Raw genomic sequence first — 17,816 nt, 5'->3', positions numbered from 1 at the left:
CCAAGGCAATGAAGACCGTCGAAACGCTGAACGAAGGCCTGAAGCGCGAATATCGCGTGACCATCACCGCCAAGGACATCGACGCGCGCGTCGACGACGAGGTGAAGAGCATCGCCCCGACCGTCCGCATGCCCGGCTTCCGCCCCGGCAAGGTGCCGCCGAACCTGATCCGCAAGATGCACGGCCCGGCGCTCTCCGCCGACGCGCTCAACAAGGCGATCGACGCCGGCGTGCGCGACCTGATGGCGAAGGAAAAGCTTCGCCCGGCGCTGCAGCCCGCCGTCGCGCTCGACGAGGGCTATGAAGCCGGCAAGGATGCCGAGCTGACCGTCAGCCTCGAAGTGCTGCCCGAAATCGCTACGCCGTCGATCGACGGCCTGAAGCTCGAACGTCTGACCGTTCCCGCCGACGACAAGGCCGTGATGGCCAAGATCGAAGAATTCGCCGCGCAGATGAAGCGCTTCGAAGAAGCACCGAAGACCAAGAAGGCCGCCACGGGCGACCAGGTCATCATCGACTTCGCCGGCAGCGTCGACGGCGTCGCCTTCGACGGCGGCACGGGCGAGGACATGGCGGTCGAAATCGGTTCGGGTCAGCTGATCCCGGGCTTTGAAGACCAGCTGGTCGGCGTCAAGACCGGCGACGAAAAGGTGCTGAAGGTCAGCTTCCCCGACGATTATCCGGTCGCGGACCTGAAGGGTCAGCCCGCCGAATTCGCCGTGACGGTGAAGGAAGTGAAGGTTCCGGCGGCGTCGAAGATCGACGACGAGTTCGCCAAGACGCTCGGCCTCGAAAGCCTCGACAAGCTGAAAGAGCTGATGAAGGACCAGGTCGAGCAGGAACTGAACGGCCTGACGCGCACCTATATGAAGCGCAAGCTGCTCGATCAGCTCGCCGCCGCGCACGACTTCGACGTGCCGCCGACGATGGTCGAGGCCGAGTTCAACCAGATCTGGCAGCAGCTCGAGCATGAAGTCAGCCACGAGGAAGATCCCGAAGCGGCGAAGGCCGAACTCGAGAACGACCGCGACGATTACCGCTCGATCGCGGTCCGCCGCGTCCGCCTTGGCCTGCTCCTCTCGGAAATCGGCCAGGCGCATGGCGTCCAGGTGTCGAACCAGGAAATGTCGCGCCTGATCGCACAGGCGGCGCAGCAATATCGCCCCGAAGACCGCACGCGCTTCATCGAATATGTGCAGCAGGATGCGCTCGCCGCGGCGCAGCTCCGCGCCCCGCTGTATGAAGACAAGGTCGTCGACTTCCTGTTCGAAAAGGCCGAGATCACCGACCGCGAAGTGACGCGCGAAGAGATCGAAGCCGCAATCGAAGCCGATGATGATGGCCACGTCCATGGCCCGGGTTGCGGCCACGACCATGACCACGACCACAAGCCCGCCAAGAAGGCTGCCGCGAAGAAGCCGGCCGCCAAGAAGGACGCGGTGAAGGAAGAAGCCAAGGCCGAGGAAGCGCCCGCCAAGAAGGCGCCGGCGAAGAAGGCCGAAGCCAAGGCGGAAGAAAAGCCCGCCGCGGCGAAGAAGGCTGCTCCGGCGAAGGCCGCCGAAGACAAGCCCGCCAAGGCTCCGGCCAAGAAGGCCGCGGCGAAGAAATAAGCTTCGGCTGACGATCGACAAAAAAAGGCCGGGTGGAGCGATCCACCCGGCCTTTTTTATATCTCGTCGCCCCGCGAAGGGGGGCCGCTGGCAACCTTGCGCTACGCCGATAGCGGCCCCCGCCTTCGCGGGGGCGACGAGATGATCAGATCACGTCCATATTGTAGCAATGCCAGCTGAAGATCGCCGCGGCGCCGCGATGCGGGCGCCACGCCTCCGCCAGTTCGCGCGCCCGCTTCTCGCTCGGCCGCGCGCCGAGCTGGAAGATGCGGCCGACGGCCTCCTGTACTGCGAGGTCGCCCGCGGGCCAGATGTCGGGACGCCCTTCGGCAAAGAGGAGGTAGATTTCGGCCGACCAGCGGCCGATGCCCTTGACCCTGGTGAGCAGCGCGATCGCTTCCTCGTCGTCGGCGGGCAGGGCGTCGAACTGGAGCTCGCCGTCGAGGATCAACTGCGCGAGGCTTTTGGCATAGCCTTGTTTCTGCCCCGACAGGCCGCACGCGCGCAGCGTGTCGAAGTCGGCGGCCGCGACGACCTCCGCCGGGCAACCCTCGCCGAACTGCGCCTCCAGCTTGTTCCAGATCGAGTTGGCGGCGGCGACGCTGACCTGCTGGCCGACGATGGTACGCAGCAACGTGGCATAGCCGCGCGCGCGGATGCGGGGTTCGGGATAGCCGACATTGCCGAGCGCGCGCGCGAAATTGGAATCCTGCGCCGCGAGCGCATCGATTCCCGCGTTCAGCTGCTGCTGGCTGAGACCCATCGCATATTCTCCTTTTGTTCCTTCGGTAGCCAATAGCAACGCTTGATTTGACAAGCAACGCGCGACATAGCGCCACCAACATCGAAGATATGGGGACTAGCATGGCCAAGCTGATTGTCGTGACGCGCGACGGGACCGAACATGAGATCGAGGGCGACACCAGCCTGACGGTGATGGAAAATATCCGCGACGCCGGGTTCGACGAGCTGCTCGCGCTGTGCGGCGGCTGCTGCTCGTGCGCGACGTGCCACGTCCATGTCGAAGCGGGCGCGACCGACCAGCTTCCCGCGATGAGCGAGGACGAGAACGACCTGCTCGATTCGACCACCGACCGCGACGACAGTTCGCGCCTGTCGTGCCAGCTGCCGTTCAGCGAGGCGCTCGACGGGCTGAAGGTGCGGATCGCGGCGGAGGATTGATCCGAACCGTCGCCCCAGCGAAGGCTGGGGCCGCTATCGTCCATTCAGAACGTGAGCGATCCCAGCTTTCGCTGGGATGACGATCAGCTTTGCGCCGTCGCCACCGCATAGAGCGCGACCGCCGCGGCGTTCGAGATATTGAGGCTCTCCATCCGCGGCGAGATCGGCAGCTTTGCCAGCACGTCGCAATGCTCCATGACATTGTGGCGCATGCCGTCGCCTTCGGAGCCGAGCACCAGCGCGACGCGGCTGCCGTCGAGCGTCGACCCGAGCGTCGTTTCGGTGTCGCCCATCAGGCCGATGCGCCAATATTGCGCCTCGGCGATTTCCTCGAGCGCGCGCGACAGGTTGACGACGCGGACCCACGGCACGATTTCGAGCGCGCCCGACGCCGAGCGTGCGATGACGCCGCTTTCGGGCGGGCTGTGGCGATCCTGCGTGACGATCGCCGCGGCGTCGAACGCCGCCGCCGAGCGCAGCACTGCGCCGATATTGTGCGGATCGGTGACCTGGTCGAGGACGATCAGCGGGCGCTTGCTGTCGGCGTCGACCTCCTGCTGCAACAGATCGCCGAGGAAAACATCCTCGAGCGGGTCGACTTCGATCACGAGTCCCTGATGCGGCGCGTCGCGCGCGACGAGTCGCGCAAGGTCGGTGACCTCGGCGTAGCTGATCGGAATCACCGGCGGCAGGTCGAGCTGGCCCAGGGCCTCGCGCGTGCCCCAGATGCGCTTGACGGTGCGTTCGGGGTTGGCGAGCGCGGCCAATACGGCGTGGCGGCCCCAGAAACGGATGGCCTGTCCGCGCGCGTTTTGGCTGGCGGGACGACGGTGACGGGAAAATTGTCTCATGCGCGCGCCTTTCCCACGACTGCCATTGACAGGCAAGCCTCGTTTCGCCATTGGACCGCTTCCCAAAGCGGGCCCCAATGGACAGGTGGCCGAGTGGTTAAAGGCAGCAGACTGTAAATCTGCCCGGGTTTCCGTACGCTGGTTCGAATCCAGCCCTGTCCACCACCCTCCCATCCGAGGGTGTCCGCCTAACCCTCTAGAAATCCCAGAAAACCTAGCGTATCATCCACGCATCGTCCGCATGCGTCCGGGGCAATTTGCCTGCAGCCGGAGCGTAGTGTGGGGGAAGTGTGGGGGAAGATTGTCTTTCCCCCACACTCGTGTTCCCCAGAATGTGGGGAGAAAGTGTGGGGGAAGATTCCCATGGGCAAACTCACGGCGGTTGCGGTCAAGGCCGCTCTTGCGAATCCGGGCACCTATCAGGATGGTGACGGCTTGTTTTTGAAGGTCGATAGGCGTGGAGGGGCATCTTGGATCCTTCGTCTGCAGCGCGACGGTAAGCGTCAAGACATCGGACTGGGCAGCGCGAAGTTGTTCACTTTGGCGCAGGTCCGCGAGAAGGCCGGCGAGCTTCGCAAGGCGGTCAAGGTCGACCGGCGCGACATATTGGCTGAGCGGAAAGACGAGGCGTCTGCCAAGGTGACGTTTCGCGAAGCGGCGAGGCAATATCACGCCGAGAACGAGGCGGGATGGAAGAGCGAGATCTACGCCCGCCAATGGCTTTCCAGCCTTGAGAATTACGCCTTCCCGAAACTGGGCGACGAGCAGACCGGTGCGATTGTCGCGGCTGACATCATAAACGTGCTCACGCCGATCTGGCAGGAGATACCCGAGACCGCCCGTCAGGTGCGCAACCGGATCTGCACCGTGCTGGATTATGCACATGCAAAGGGCTGGCGTTCACGAGAGGCTCCCTCAGGTAATAGCAGCCTGAAAGCGGGGCGTGGCTTGCCGCGGCAACTCAAGAAAACCGAGAATCGCAAGGCTATGCCATATGCGGCTTTGCCCGGTTTCATCACTGCACTGCAGCGCAAGCCATCCTACAGCAGGCTTGCGCTGGAACTACTCATCCTGACCGGTGCGCGCAGCCAGGAGGTGCGTCTGGCGACCTGGGACGAACTCGACATCGAAGCGCGGCTATGGACTGTGCCCGCCGATCATATGAAGCGTGGCAAGTCGCATATCGTGCCGCTGTCCGATGCCGCGCTGGAAGTGATTGCAAAAGCGCATGCTTTCAGGCTCCCGGACACAGACGTGATTTTCCCCGGTGCGAGTGGGAAGAATATGTCCGATATGACGCTGCTCAAAGTCCTTCGTGACATGGCTGAGCCTTTTCATGTCCACGGCTTCCGGTCGACATTCACCGATTGGGCGGCGAACGAGGGTTTCCCCGATGCCGTTGTGGAAGCGGCGCTTGCGCACAAGACGCCGGATGCAGTGCAGGCCGCTTACCGTCGGACGACCTACCTCGGGACCGCGGAAAAGCCTGGCGAGCGTGTCAGGCTCATGGGTGCGTGGGGCAGTTATTGCCTCGCCCGCAAAGTTGTTGAGGACGACGGGGAACAGACAGGAGGCGGAGACGCGGAGTAGACGAGCCGTTTTCCCTATCAAGCATCGAAACGTGGTTATCATCGCGGGCCAAACAGCAGTTCGCATCCTTGTTGTGAACGGTAGCTCACTTCCCTGCCTCCCCCCAACCGCGCGGGTGAGAGCAAGAGGGAAGGGGCGCTTCGCGACGGTTCGAAGGCCGAGAGAGAGTCTCTTGGTCGGCCGTCGCGGAGAAAAGTCATGGCTTCCAAGCAAAAAATCACGCTCGATCAACCGCAGGCCATCCCGCTTGACCGGTTGCGGCTTTCGGACGCAAATGTTCGGCGGATCAAGCCCGGCCAGTCAGTTGCCGAACTGGCCGACAGCATCGCACGGCGCGGGTTGCTGCATAACCTGAATGTCCGCCCGATCCTCGATAGCGAAGGCAACCCTACCGGTGACTTTGAGGTGCCGGCAGGCGGGCGACGCTACCGCGCGCTCCAACTGCTGGTGAAGCAGAAGCGGCTTGCCAACAATGCGCCGATCCCGTGCAGGGTACGGGCTGCGAACGACGATATCCTGGCCGAAGAGGACAGTCTCGCCGAGAATTCAGAGCGCGTAAGTCTGCACCCGCTCGACCAGTTTCGCGGCATGCAGGCGCTCGCCGCCAAGGGGAATGCCGTCGAGGACATTGCCGCACATTTTTTCGTGACGCCGGCGGTGGTCAGGCAGCGCCTCAAGCTGGCGAGCGTCTCGCCAAAGCTGCTCGACATCTTTGGTGACGACGGCATGTCGCTCGAGACCCTGATGGCCTTCACGGTGACGGACGATGAAGAGCGCCAGATTCAGGTCTGGGAGATGGTCGAGCACGACTTCCAGCCGTCCGCTTCGTTCATCCGCCAGAGGCTGACCGAGAACAGCGTCCGCGTATCCGACAAGCGTGTCCGCTTCGTCGGGCTCGACGCCTATGTCGAGGCGGGTGGCAGTGTCGTTCGCGACCTGTTCGAAGTCGATCACGGCGGCTGGCTCACCGACGTCGGCCTGCTCGACCGGCTCGTCGCCGAGAAGTTCGAAGTCGAAGCGGCGCGGATCGGCGAGGAAGGCTGGAAATGGATCGACGCCGCGATCGAGCATGTCTTCAATCCGGGGCGCGGCATGCGCGTCCTTGCCGGCGACGAAGTGCCGATGAGCGCAGAGGAGGAGAAGCTCGGCGCGGACCTCGAAGCGGAGGGCGAAGCGCTGAGCAACGAATGGAGCGATGCGGACGAGGTTCCCGACGAGGTCCACACCCGGCTCGGGGAGATCGACGCCGAGATCAGCCGCATCAACGACCGCCCGATCGTCTTCGATGCCGCCGAGATCGCCATCGCCGGCGCGTTCGTCTCGATCGGGATCGACGGGAGGCTGAGCGTCGAGCGCGGCTATGTGAAGCCGGAGGATGAACCCGAAGCCGAGCCGGAGGAGGGCGATCAGGGCACGGACTAGGGCGCGAATGACGCAGGCGGCGGCGACGGCAGTTCCAAGTCCGCGCCTTCGGCTCCCGGCCAATCTGCGGCCGAGCCCGAGGACGATGAAGGTGCCTTGAAGCCGATGTCAGAGCGCCTCGTGTCCGACCTCACGGCGTGGAGAACGCTCGCGCTACAGGACGCCTTCGCGAAGTGCCCGGAGACGGCCTATATCGCTGTGCTCCATGCGTTCGTCCTGTCCTGCTTTTACGGTTACAGCCGCGAAAGCTGTCTGCAGACGTCGATCAACTCGGTCCATTTTTCCAACGCTCCGGCAGGTCTGCGTCACTGCGCCCCGGGGCAGGCGATCGCGGAACGCATCGACGAATGGCGTGGTCGCCTGCCGAAAAGCGACAAGGAGGTCTGGGACTGGCTGCTTGAACTCGGCGACGAGGACCGCGCGAGCCTTCTTGCGCATTGCGCCTCGCTCGGCGTCAATGCACAGGCGGAGATCGTCCGGGGCTATGACGGCCGCGTCTCGGCGCACGGGATCGCCCGGCGGCTGGCGCACAGCCATGTGCTCGCGCGGGCCGTGGGGCTGGATGTCGTGGGGGCCGGCTGGCGCCCGACCGCCGACGGCTATCTGAGCAGCGTTCCGAAGCTGCGGATTCTTGCCGACGTTGCCGAGGCACGCGGCGAGAATTTTGCCGGAATGATCGACCATTTGAAGAAGGGCGACATGGCACGCGAGGCCGAGCGCCTGCTCGAAGACGCTGGCTGGCTCCCCGAGCCGATGCGGACGCCCGAACTCGAGAGCGCTGCCATCCCGGCGCCGGAGGCAACGGCGCCGGCCAACGACGAGGCGGATGGCGAGCTTCCCGCCTTTCTCGCGGAGGAAGGAGGTGAGGATGCGGGCGATCCCGAAGCGATCGGCGCCGAATGAATCTCCGCCGCGCATAGCGGCACCCTGAAGTCCCACCTCGAAAGCCCGGCCATCGCGCCGGGCTTTCGCTTTTGCACGGAGAATGAAAATGCGAAATGAAATTCAAGCAGACGCGCCGGCGATGCCGGTCCTCGTCGCGGGAGGTCATCATGGCTGACCGCGTCTCTATATCGTTCAAGCTCGGCGGCCATCTCACGCCCGAGACCTGGCTCGCACTCGCGGCGGTCATCGCGGGCGAGAGCCTTTCCATCGAATGGGACGGCCCCGCCTTCGAGTCTTCGCACCGTACCGTCGGCGAACCGCTCGAACTGTTTGCGAACGAAGTCGCCTGGGGAAAGGTCGAGCCGCTCGAAACGTTCTGCCAGGATCATGGACTGCCTTACCGATTCTGGGCGGGCGGATTCTTCGCCGAATGGAGCGCAGAGCGGATCGTCTTCCGCGGCGAAGGCACGCCTGACAGCTTCATCGTCGACGAATCCGATCGCGTCCTGATCGATCGGCACGAAGTGGTCCGGCGCGGCAGCGTTGAGGGCATTCTCGCCTATTTCGACGAGGCCGAGTTCACCGTGCCTACGCTCGTTGTCGAAGGCGATCCCGACATTCCCGTCGGGGCGGCCGGACAGGAGACGGCGCATGGCTGACTATCATTCGCCAACGATCGTGCGCCCGGATATCCCGCGCGCCGCGATGACCTTGCTCGAGCATCGTCTCCTGATCGGGATGTTCAGCCACGAAGGAGGCGAGGACGAGGTGTACTTCTTCGCGGAGGACTATGTGAACGACCTTCTCCATCTCGACCTTGCCGAGGTGCATCAGCTGCTCGAGGTCGATCCCTTCCCAGACAGCTATGCCGTCACGGCGATCCGGGATCACCTGCGCAAGCTCGATCCGGCGGAGGGCGAGCTTGCCCTCGACATGGCGGTGATCGGCTATGAGGGCATTTTCCAGGACATCATCAAACGCTGCGATGCTCTCGATGATGTCGAGGTCGTTGCTGCCTGGACCTGCACCAAGATGCGGCCCGATGGCTTCGGCGGGATAGCGACGCTGATCACCGCCGATGCGATCGAGACTATGTCGACCGCTTCATTCCTCGACGAGGTTCGGAACCGACTGCGGCTCGAGGAGCTGGCCACCGCCTGACCCGTCCATCGTCCCAACCTGGCCCGGCCGCCGCGCCGGGCCTTTTCTTTTGCAGGAGATTGTCATGGCCGAGATTATCGAGACGACGGTCTACAGCCTCGAGGAACTGTCGGAGGAGGCAAAGGAGAAGGCGCGGGCGTGGTATCTTCAGGGCGCGTTTGACCACGACTGGTATTGGGCCGTCTGTGAGGATTTCGAACGGATATGCGAGATTCTGGGCGTCGACCTCGCGACCGTGCCCGTTCGCCTCCACGGGGGCGGTACGCGGCGAAAGCCCTGCATCTGGTTCTCGGGCTTCGCGAGCCAGGGGGACGGTGCCTGCTTCGAGGGCGACTATAGCTACGCGAAGCGTTCCGCCTCATTGATCCGCGAGTATGCGCCAAAGGATACTGAACTCCATCGGATTGCCGATGCACTGGCGGCGATCCAGTGGCCCAACTTTTTCCAGCTCAGAGCACGCATCAGTCACCGCGGCCGCTACTATCATGAGTATAGTATGGAAATCGGCGTCCAGCGGGACAGCCTCGGGTATCAGGATATGACCGCGACCGCGGAGGACGACCTAAGCGAGGCGCTGCGCGACCTCGCCCGCTGGCTCTACGGCAAGCTCGAGGACGAGAGCGACTATCTGAGCTCCGACGCGGTGGTCGACGAGGCGATTATCGCCAACGGCTACAGCTTCACCGAACAAGGGGAGCGGTTCGGATAGAGGAGAGACGGGCCGGGAAGGGATGAGCCACCGGGTCCGAGAGAGAGCGGCCGGCGGCTTGTTCCTGCCCGCTCTCCCGAGGAATTCCCGACATGCAAAGCCTCCCTTCGCGCGCGGCGTCAGCCGCGGCGCTTCATTCCGCGCCCGTTCCATCCAGCCCCTTTGCAGCGCAGCTGCTTGCGGCGGGTGAGGCCATCCTTCCGCTGCTCGAAGCGGGCCATCCCTTCGACACGGCCGCGCTGCGCGCGGCTATGGCCGGTGCCTTCGGCGCAAGCGACGCCGAGGGCGCGTGGGACTGGAAAGCCGCCTATGACGCGTGCGAGGTCGCACAGATCCTCCTGCTCCGCCGCTACGGCGCCACGCCCGCGGTTCGCAAGCTCTCCGCGATCGCACAGCTCGCGATGTGGCAGCGTCTCGCGGGCCGCATTCCGACGCACACGCGCCGCTCCTCCGAGAGTCAGGCGATGCAGCAATTCTCGACGCCCCTGCCATTGGCCTTCGTTGCCGCCCACGCCGCCTCGATCCAGCCGGACGACACCGTCCTCGAGCCGTCGGCCGGGACCGGCATGCTCGCCATTCACGCCGAGCTCGCTGGCGCGCGCCTCGCGCTCAACGAGCTGGGCGAGTGCCGCGCCGACCTTCTCGATCTGCTGTTCGCGCCCTCGGCCGTGACACGTCACGACGCCGCGTCGATCGACGACAGGCTGGCTCCCGCCGTTCGTCCGACCGTCATCCTCATGAACCCGCCCTTTTCGGCGGTTGCCAAGGTCGAGCGGACGATGCGCGATGCCGCTCTCCGGCATATCGGCTCGGCACTGTCGCGGCTGCAGGACGGCGGCCGCCTGGTCGCGATCGTTAGCGCGAACTGCTCGCCCGACGCGCCCGCATGGCGCGATGCGTTCGTGCGGCTGCAGGCGCTGGGCACGATCCTGTTCTCGGCGGCGATCGCCGGCAAAGTCTATGCGAAGCATGGCACGACGACGAGCACGCGCCTCCTCGTGATCGATAAGATGCCTGCCGCAGATGCTTCGGCGATCGCGCCGTCGCGCGGTGAGGCGGGCGACCTTGGGGCCTTGCTCCAATGGGTCCGTGCGGATGTGCCGCCCCGGACGCCTCCGGCACCTCCGGAGGCGCCGGCCCGTGAGGGTGTCGCGGCTACTACCGGAGCTCTGGTGCAGGCCGGGAACGGCGCGGCCCGGACGCTTTCGTCGTCTGCGGCCCCGGTCGCGGCGCCCGAACTCGGTTATGAATCTCGCGACTGGCAGGCGCCCGAAGGCCAACTCGCCGAGGCGATCTACGAGCCCTACGCGCTTCAGTCGCTCGCAATTCCGTCGTCGAAACCGCATCCGACCGCGCTCGTGCAATCGGCCGCGATGGCGTCGGTCGCGCCGCCGAAGCCATCCTATCGACCGCATCTTCCCGAGCATCTGATCGCCGACGGCGTGCTGTCAGACGCGCAGCTGGAATCGATCATTTATGCGGGCGAAGCCCATGCCGGGCATCTCTCGGGCGCGTGGACGGTCGACGAGACGTGGGACATGGTCACTGCCGCGAGCGAGGACAATGACGCCGCCGTCCGCTTCCGCCGCGGCTGGTTCCTCGGTGACGGCACCGGCGCGGGCAAAGGTCGGCAGGTTGCTGGGATCATCCTCGACAATATGCTCAAGGGTCGGAAGCGCGCCGTGTGGCTGTCGATTTCCGACCGCCTGCTCGAAGACGCACAGCGCGACTGGTCGGCGCTGGGGCAAGAGCGACTCCTCGTGACGCCGCTGTCGCGCTATCGGCAGGGAAATCCTATCAAGCTCCCCGAGGGCATTCTCTTCACCACCTATGCAACGCTGCGGAGCCAGGGGCGTGAAGGCAAGGCCAGCCGCGTCGACCAGATCGTCGAATGGCTGGGACCCGACTTCGACGGGGTGATTATCTTCGATGAAGCCCATGCGATGGCGAATGCCGCCGGCGGGAAGGGCGATCGGGGCGACCAGAAGCCATCGCAGCAGGGGCGTGCGGGACTGCGGCTGCAGCACGCACTCCCCGATGCGCGCATCGTTTATGTCTCGGCAACCGGCGCGACCACCGTGCAAAACCTCGCCTATGCGCAGCGGCTCGGTCTTTGGGGCGGCAGCGATTTCCCGTTCGCGACGCGGAGCGAGTTCGTCGCGGCGATCGAGGACGGCGGGGTCGCCGCGATGGAAGTGCTTGCGCGCGACTTGAAGGCGCTCGGTCTCTACGCGGCCCGCTCGCTCTCATTCGACGGCGTCGAATATGAGCTGCTCGAACATGCGCTGACCGATGAGCAGCGCCGGATCTACGACAGCTATGCCGGCGCTTTCCAGGTCATCCACAACAATTTGGATGCCGCGATGGAGGCGTCCGGGGTGACGAGCAGTCTCCACGGCACACTCAACACGCAGGCGAAATCGGCGGCGCGCTCGGCGTTCGAGAGCACGAAGCAGCGCTTCTTCAACCATCTGATCACCGCGATGCAGACGCCGGCGACGATTGCGAGCATCACTGCCGACCTCGATGCCGGCAATGCGGCTGTGGTGCAGATCGTCTCGACCGGCGAGGCCTTGCAGGAGCGGCGGCTCGCCGAGATTCCGACCGAGGAGTGGGGCGACGTGTCGGTCGACATCACGCCGCGCGAATATGTCCTCGACTATCTGGCGCACAGCTTTCCCGTCCAGCTCTACGAGCCGTGCGAGGACAGCGAGGGCAATCTGTCGTCGCGGCCGGTGTTCGACGGCGATGGCAACCCGGTGGTCAACCGCGAGGCCGCTCGCCACCGCGACGCCATGATCGAGAAGCTCGCATCACTGCCCCCAGTTCCGGGTGCGCTCGACCAGATCGTGCAGCATTTCGGGACCGAACAGGTTGCTGAGGTCACGGGGCGATCGCGGCGGATCGTGCCCGTCGGCGGGGAAGGGGAGCCGGTGCGCTTCGCGGTGCAGAATCGTCCGGGCAGCGCGAACCTCGGCGAGACCCATGCTTTCATGGATGACGAGAAGCGCATCCTCATCTTCTCTGAAGCCGGCGGGACCGGGCGATCCTATCATGCCGATCTTGGCGTGAAGAACCAGCGGCGGCGCATCCATTATCTGCTCGAGGCGGGCTGGAAGGCCGACACCGCGATCCAGGGCTTCGGGCGCACCAATCGCACCAACCAGAAGCAGCCCCCGCTCTTCCGTCCCGTCTCGACCGATGTGAAGGCGCAAAAGCGGTTCATCTCGACGATCGCGCGGCGGCTCGACACGCTGGGCGCAATCACGCGCGGGCAGCGGCAGACCGGCGGGCAGAATATGTTCCGTCCGCTCGACAATCTGGAATCGCCCTATGCCCGCGATGCGCTCCGTCAGCTCTACGGCCTGCTCGCCGACGGCAAGGTCGATGGCTGCTCGCTGCTCACATTCGAAGCGGCGACGGGACTCTCGCTCCTCGACGATGGCGGTCTCAAAGATGAGCTTCCGCCGATCACCACCTTCCTCAACCGCATGCTCGCGCTGACGATCGACCTGCAGAACATCCTGTTCGAGGTGTTCGAGGGTCTGTTGTCGCAGCGGATCGAGGGGGCAATCGCGTCTGGGACATATGAGATGGGTCTCGAAACGCTGCGTGCCGAAAGCTTCACGGTCGCCGCACGCGAGACGATTTACACCCATCCCGGAACCGGCGCGGTGACCCAGCTCCTCACGATCGAGCGCAAGGACCGGGTGTCTCCGATCAGCCTTGCCGATGCCCTCGAGGTCGCGGCCACGGGCATGGGCGTTCTCGTCTTGAACAGCCGATCTTGCCGGGCAGCAGTGAAGTCGCGAGCGCGCAGCATCATCGATGACGATGGCGCGGTGCATCGACGCATCCGTCTGCAGCGGCCGCTCGAGCGACTGCATATGCTCGCCGACGATTATGAGGGCACGAATTGGGAGGAGTGTTCCGAGGACAGTTTCGCTGCGGCGTGGACGAAGGAACTCGGCGAGCTTCCCGAGTTTGAGCATTCGACGCTGCACATGGTCGCGGGCCTGTTGCTGCCGATCTGGAAGCGGCTGCCGAAGGAGTCCGCGCGAGTCTACCGGCTGCAGACCGATGCGGGCGAGCGGCTGATCGGTCGCAAGGTCTCTCCGGCATGGGCCGCAGCCGTGACAGGCGAGGCGCCGGCAAAGCTGCCGGTCGCCGACGCCTGGCGCATGGTGCAGTCGGGCGACGTCGTGCTGTCGCTCGCGGAGGGGCAAATAGTCCGGCGGGTCCGGGCGATGAACGACTGGCGCGTCGAGCTTACGGGCTTCAACGATCTCGGCGTCGAGCGGCTGAAGGCTATGGGCTTGATCTCCGAGATCGTCTCATGGAAACTGAGGCTCTACGTGCCGGCAGGGGCTGCTGGCGCCGATGTGTTCGCTGCGCTCGTCGATCGGTTTCCGATTGTGCGGGTCGCCGATCGCAAGGCCGCCTGAAGGAGCCCCGCATGTCCAGTCCAGCATCCGAAGTTGCGCGCCGTCTCGGGGAGAATGCCGAGGCGGTGTGCCGTCGCTATCTCTCCAACGGGCGCCGCGAAGGCCATTACTGGATGGTCGGCGACATCAGCAATTCTCGGGGGCGAAGCCTCTATGTGCGGCTTGCTTCCAGTGCCAATGGCGGCGCGCCCGGGAAATGGACCGACGCTGCGAGCGGCGACCATGGCGATCTCCTCGACGTCATCGCCGCGAGCTGCGGCCATACGGCATTTCGTGAGACCCTCGAGGAAGCACGGCGGTTTCTAAGCCTGCCGCCGCCGCCCGAGGCACCGCGAAATCCTGCACCCGCAAAGGCTCCCACCGGGTCCCCGGAGTCGGCGCGTCGGCTGCTGGCTGCGACCAAGCCCTTGAAGGCGAGTCTCGGTGAGGCCTATCTGGTCGGCCGATCGATCACCGACATTCTTCCGGACTGCCCGCTACGCTTTCATCCGCACTGCTTCTACAGGGCATCCAGCGACGATGCGCCCGGAGGTCGACCGGCGTGGCCGGCGATGATCGCGGCGGTGACCGACCTCGCCGGGACCGTCACGGGTGTGCATCGGACCTGGCTCGATCCCGAAACGAACGACAAGGCGCCGATCGCCTATCCGCGCCGCGCCATGGGGCATCTGCTCGGTAATGGCGTCCGGTTTGGAGCATCGGGAAGGGTCATGGCGGCGGGCGAAGGGATCGAGACCATCCTGTCCTTGCGGCAGGTCATGCCGACCCTGCCGATGATCTCCGGGCTCTCGGGCGCGCATCTTGCCGCTATCGCGTTTCCCGACATGCTGAAGAGGCTCTACGTCGCGCGCGACGATGATCCCGCCGGGGACGCTGCGCTGGCGACGCTCAGCGAGCGCGCGTCACAATGTGGCATCGACGTCCTCCCGCTCGAACCCCGGCATGGCGATTTCAACGGCGACCTCAGGGCAGTCGGCCGCGCTGCGATGGCGGCCTCGCTTCGCAGCCAGCTCTTGCCTGCCGATCGCTTGAAGTTTCTTTGAACGCATCGGGTTCGCCGGAAGGGGGCAGGGCAGCGAATGGGCGCGTGGGCTTTCCGCTGCGACGTGCGCGCCCGGCCTTCGCGAGAGGGCGACTGCGGCAGACGGGGCGGGGCCGCAATGGCGGACGCGCGGCTATTTTCCGCCGGGGCCTCGCGGCCCCTTTTGCATCGCGAAACAAAATAGCCGCGCGTCCCCCATCCTCCGCTGCGCTCCGGTCGCGGCGCGCCGCGATGCGGACCCACCCCGCATGCCGCGGGCCGTCGCCACGAAGGCCGCGCGAGGCGCGGCACAATCAGACGGAGATCCATCATGCACGGCGACGCCACCCCTCACGACCATCCAGCCGAACCCGGAACGACGGCCTATCTGCTTCAGGAGATGCAGCTCTTCGGTCATCGGCCCTTCGAGGATGAACCCGACCCGAGACCGCTCCCCGATGCGCATCTTGCCGGTGGTGCAATCGCCGACATGTTCGATGCGCTAGCGGGGTGTCTCGTGGAGACCCGGATCGAGTCCGATCTCGACGACCTCCTCTGGAATCTCGTCAACATCTTCCACCGTGCCGGCGAGCGGGTCGAGCGGCAGCTCGACGACAATGAGCAGACCCAGCGACGGCTCCAACGCGAGCAGGATGGCAGCGAGATCCGCTCGGTCGAACTCGAGCGGGCAACGCGCGAGGGCATCTCCCTGATCGAGCGGCGCGACGCGATGGAATTTTTCCGCGAGGCCGCCGCCGACCAATTCCGGCTTCTGCTCCGCAAGGCTTGGGCGCCTCGTACCGGATCGCGAGCGCACCATCGCAACCTGACGGCATCGATGATCGACAGCCGCGACTTTCTCGACGCGCGGCTTCGCGAGAAGGCTGCGGCCTTGCTGCCCGAAGGAACCCGCATCGCCTTTACCGGCGGGAGCGACTGCGATGATCACAACGCCATCTGGAGCGCACTCGACAAGGTCCGGGTCCGGCATGCCGACATGATCCTTCTTCACGGGGCGACGCCCACCGGGGCCGAACGCGTGGCTGCCTGCTGGGCCGACTGCCGCGGAATTGCGCAGGTTGCCTTCCGCCCCGATTGGAATCGTCATGGCAAGGCAGCGCCGTTCAAGCGCAACGACCGGATGCTCGAGGCGCTTCCCGTTGGTCTCATCGTGTTTCCGGGAACCGGAATTCAGGACAATCTCGCCGACAAGGCGATGAAAATGGGCATTCCGCTCTGGGACTTCCGCAAGGGCGGTGGCTGAGCCGCGGATTTACGCGGCTTTGCGGAAATTGCCTCAATCTGGTTCTATCTCCGGAATATATTTGAATAATATGAGGTTAGCCCGCACTTTCAGAATCTCCCAGGATCGCCTGGACCAGCGGTGATCGGCCGTCGCGGGCCGGCCAGCCTTGTAAGAGGGCAAGGCCGCTCGCACTGACGAGGGGCACGCGGACCCGGCAGGTCGGAAACGCCGGTCGGCGCGCCAAGGGTCATAATGCCGACGATGGACGCCGCGCATGCATTTGCGCTCGACGTCAGCCGGGTGAAGGACAAGGCGGGTCTCGCCGACCTGTTGCAGGAAGCGTGTTCGCGAATGGGCTGCTCGTGGTTCGCACTTAGTCACCATATCGACTTCCTGGCGGCTCCGGATCGGGGCGTGCGCGTCCACAATTATCCGGAAGAATGGGCTCTCTGGTTCGACGAGCAACGTCTGGGTGTCACAGATCCCGTTCACCGCGAGAGCCAGCGCAGTATGTCGGGTTTCCTCTGGCACGATATGAAGACCGAGCGGCCCGAAGACGAAGTCATTCTTGCCGAGGCGCGGCGGCACGGCATCGGTGACGGTCTCACCGTGCCGGCGCATCTTCCCGGCCATGCGCATGGCTCTGTTTCGTTTGCGTGGAAGCCGGGTAGCTCTGCGAGTGCCGACGCGCTGCAATTTGCGCGGATGATTGGCGGTCCCGCTTTCGATGCGGCGCGCCTTATCGCCTATCCGGATCTCGCGCACATCGGGCCACGCCTGACCCGTCGGCAGCGCGAGGTGCTGATATGGGCAGCCAAGGGCGAGTCCGTGCCCAGAATAGGGCTGAGACTTGGTCTCAGCCCGGACACGGTGCGCGAACATCTGCGCAATGCCCGCCAGCGCTACGAGGCGAATGGCGGTATCACGCTCACCGTGCGCGCGCTGTACGACGGCGACATAAGTTTCGAGGACATCGCCAAGCGCTGAGAAAAATTGGGGACACCCCCCGATCATGCTATGGTGCAGCGGCGAAAAGCCCTTCAATTGGAACGCCTCTTTTCAAACGGAGGCAAATCCATGCTGCTTATTGTCGATTCCACCAACCGGGCGCTCGAGCACAAGGCGATGCGCACGATGTTCGAGGCGCGCAAGCGCGTCTTCATCGATCTTCTGAATTGGGATATTCCTGCGCTGGCCGATCGCTTCGAGCTGGACCAGTTCGATAACGTCGATGCCACCTATCTGATCGTGACCGATCCGGACGGCGAGCATCTCGCCTCGGCGCGGTTGCTACTCACCACCCGGCCTGCCCTCCTCGACAGCCTCTTCCCGGGGCTGGTCGCAGGGGACGTGCCGCAGGGCCCCAACGTCCTCGAAATCACCCGCTTTTGCCTATCGCCGGGCATCGGCGCGCGGCAGCGGCGGATCGCGCGCGACGCGCTGCTGGTCGGGCTTGCAGAGTTCGCGCTCGCCAACGAGGTCAGCACCTATACCGGCGTTGCCGAACTGCCCTGGTTCCGTCAGATCCAGACCTTCGGCTGGGACTGTCACTCACTCGGCGAGCCGCTCCTCCACCGTGGGCAGGCGCTCGTTGGCCTCCGCATCGATATCGATGCCTCCACCGTCGCAAAACTCGCGGCCGCAGGCATCGTCAGCAATGCAGTCGCGGCCTCGGCCGCCTGCGCAGCCTAAGG

Annotated in this window: 15 protein-coding genes and 1 tRNA gene; 14 read left to right on the top strand and 2 right to left on the bottom strand. The window is 65.0% G+C overall.

What is annotated here, in order from left to right; genetic code table 11:
• The first annotated feature begins 8 nt into the window (after nucleotides 1-8).
• Complete coding sequence (tig, locus tag J2X38_RS18740) at nucleotides 9-1,610, top strand: trigger factor (protein WP_310256217.1); 1,602 nt, start codon at nucleotides 9-11, stop codon at nucleotides 1,608-1,610.
• Nucleotides 1,611-1,755: 145 nt separating this feature from the next.
• Here the strand turns inward: tig and J2X38_RS18735 are convergent, their stop codons facing one another.
• On the bottom strand, nucleotides 1,756-2,373 hold the full coding sequence (locus J2X38_RS18735) for a DNA-3-methyladenine glycosylase 2 family protein (RefSeq protein WP_310256215.1): 618 nt from the start codon (nucleotides 2,371-2,373) through the stop codon (nucleotides 1,756-1,758).
• Nucleotides 2,374-2,474: 101 nt separating this feature from the next.
• On the opposite strand from J2X38_RS18735, the gene J2X38_RS18730 reads away from it, so the two are divergent.
• On the top strand, nucleotides 2,475-2,792 hold the full coding sequence (locus J2X38_RS18730) for a 2Fe-2S iron-sulfur cluster-binding protein (RefSeq protein ID WP_058536189.1): 318 nt from the start codon (nucleotides 2,475-2,477) through the stop codon (nucleotides 2,790-2,792).
• Between the two features lie 83 nt (nucleotides 2,793-2,875).
• Here J2X38_RS18730 and J2X38_RS18725 read toward each other — a convergent pair whose 3' ends face one another.
• Nucleotides 2,876-3,643, bottom strand: coding sequence for an RNA methyltransferase (locus tag J2X38_RS18725; protein ID WP_310256211.1), 768 nt, complete (start codon nucleotides 3,641-3,643; stop codon nucleotides 2,876-2,878).
• 79 nt (nucleotides 3,644-3,722) lie between these two features.
• On the opposite strand from J2X38_RS18725, the gene J2X38_RS18720 reads away from it, so the two are divergent.
• The 12 genes from J2X38_RS18720 to J2X38_RS18665 all read left to right on the top strand — a co-directional run bounded on the left by J2X38_RS18720 (nucleotide 3,723) and on the right by J2X38_RS18665 (nucleotide 17,814).
• Nucleotides 3,723-3,808 (top strand) — tRNA-Tyr (locus tag J2X38_RS18720).
• Between the two features lie 198 nt (nucleotides 3,809-4,006).
• Nucleotides 4,007-5,233 carry a phage integrase central domain-containing protein gene (locus tag J2X38_RS18715; RefSeq protein WP_310256209.1) on the top strand — a complete coding sequence of 409 codons (1,227 nt, stop codon included), beginning with the start codon at nucleotides 4,007-4,009 and terminating at the stop codon, nucleotides 5,231-5,233.
• A 198-nt stretch (nucleotides 5,234-5,431) separates the two neighbouring features.
• Nucleotides 5,432-6,655 (top strand): ParB/RepB/Spo0J family partition protein, encoded by a 1,224-nt coding sequence (locus tag J2X38_RS18710; RefSeq protein ID WP_310256207.1) that lies wholly within the window; start codon nucleotides 5,432-5,434, stop codon nucleotides 6,653-6,655.
• A 105-nt stretch (nucleotides 6,656-6,760) separates the two neighbouring features.
• Nucleotides 6,761-7,558 carry a hypothetical protein gene (locus J2X38_RS18705; RefSeq protein ID WP_310256205.1) on the top strand — a complete coding sequence of 266 codons (798 nt, stop codon included), beginning with the start codon at nucleotides 6,761-6,763 and terminating at the stop codon, nucleotides 7,556-7,558.
• Between the two features lie 149 nt (nucleotides 7,559-7,707).
• The gene (locus tag J2X38_RS18700) at nucleotides 7,708-8,199 is read left to right on the top strand and encodes a hypothetical protein (protein ID WP_293643967.1); all 492 of its coding nucleotides are present in this window, start codon (nucleotides 7,708-7,710) and stop codon (nucleotides 8,197-8,199) included.
• A complete protein-coding gene (locus J2X38_RS18695; RefSeq protein ID WP_310256202.1) occupies nucleotides 8,192-8,701 on the top strand; it encodes a hypothetical protein in 510 nt (169 codons plus the stop codon). Before J2X38_RS18700 ends, J2X38_RS18695 begins: the two co-directional genes overlap by 8 nt.
• Before the next feature lie 64 nt (nucleotides 8,702-8,765).
• Nucleotides 8,766-9,410 carry an antitoxin of toxin-antitoxin stability system gene (locus J2X38_RS18690; RefSeq protein ID WP_310256200.1) on the top strand — a complete coding sequence of 215 codons (645 nt, stop codon included), beginning with the start codon at nucleotides 8,766-8,768 and terminating at the stop codon, nucleotides 9,408-9,410.
• A gap of 92 nt (nucleotides 9,411-9,502) precedes the next feature.
• Entirely contained in the window at nucleotides 9,503-13,855 is a 4,353-nt protein-coding gene (locus J2X38_RS18685; RefSeq protein WP_310256198.1) for a strawberry notch-like NTP hydrolase domain-containing protein, read from the top strand.
• 11 nt (nucleotides 13,856-13,866) lie between these two features.
• Entirely contained in the window at nucleotides 13,867-14,898 is a 1,032-nt protein-coding gene (locus tag J2X38_RS18680; RefSeq protein WP_310256196.1) for a toprim domain-containing protein, read from the top strand.
• Nucleotides 14,899-15,207: 309 nt separating this feature from the next.
• Nucleotides 15,208-16,140: a DUF2493 domain-containing protein gene (locus J2X38_RS18675; protein WP_310256194.1), complete on the top strand. Its 933-nt coding sequence runs from the start codon at nucleotides 15,208-15,210 to the stop codon at nucleotides 16,138-16,140.
• 234 nt (nucleotides 16,141-16,374) lie between these two features.
• On the top strand, nucleotides 16,375-17,109 hold the full coding sequence (locus J2X38_RS18670) for a LuxR family transcriptional regulator (RefSeq protein ID WP_062179245.1): 735 nt from the start codon (nucleotides 16,375-16,377) through the stop codon (nucleotides 17,107-17,109).
• 57 nt (nucleotides 17,110-17,166) lie between these two features.
• Complete coding sequence (locus J2X38_RS18665) at nucleotides 17,167-17,814, top strand: acyl-homoserine-lactone synthase (protein WP_310256191.1); 648 nt, start codon at nucleotides 17,167-17,169, stop codon at nucleotides 17,812-17,814.
• The last annotated feature ends 2 nt before the right edge of the window (nucleotides 17,815-17,816 follow it).

Source organism: Sphingopyxis sp. BE235 (genome assembly GCF_031457175.1).
Taxonomy (GTDB): domain Bacteria; phylum Pseudomonadota; class Alphaproteobacteria; order Sphingomonadales; family Sphingomonadaceae; genus Sphingopyxis.
Note: the sequence above shows the minus strand (reverse complement) of the source record. Positions and strands in the feature narration are given on the sequence as shown.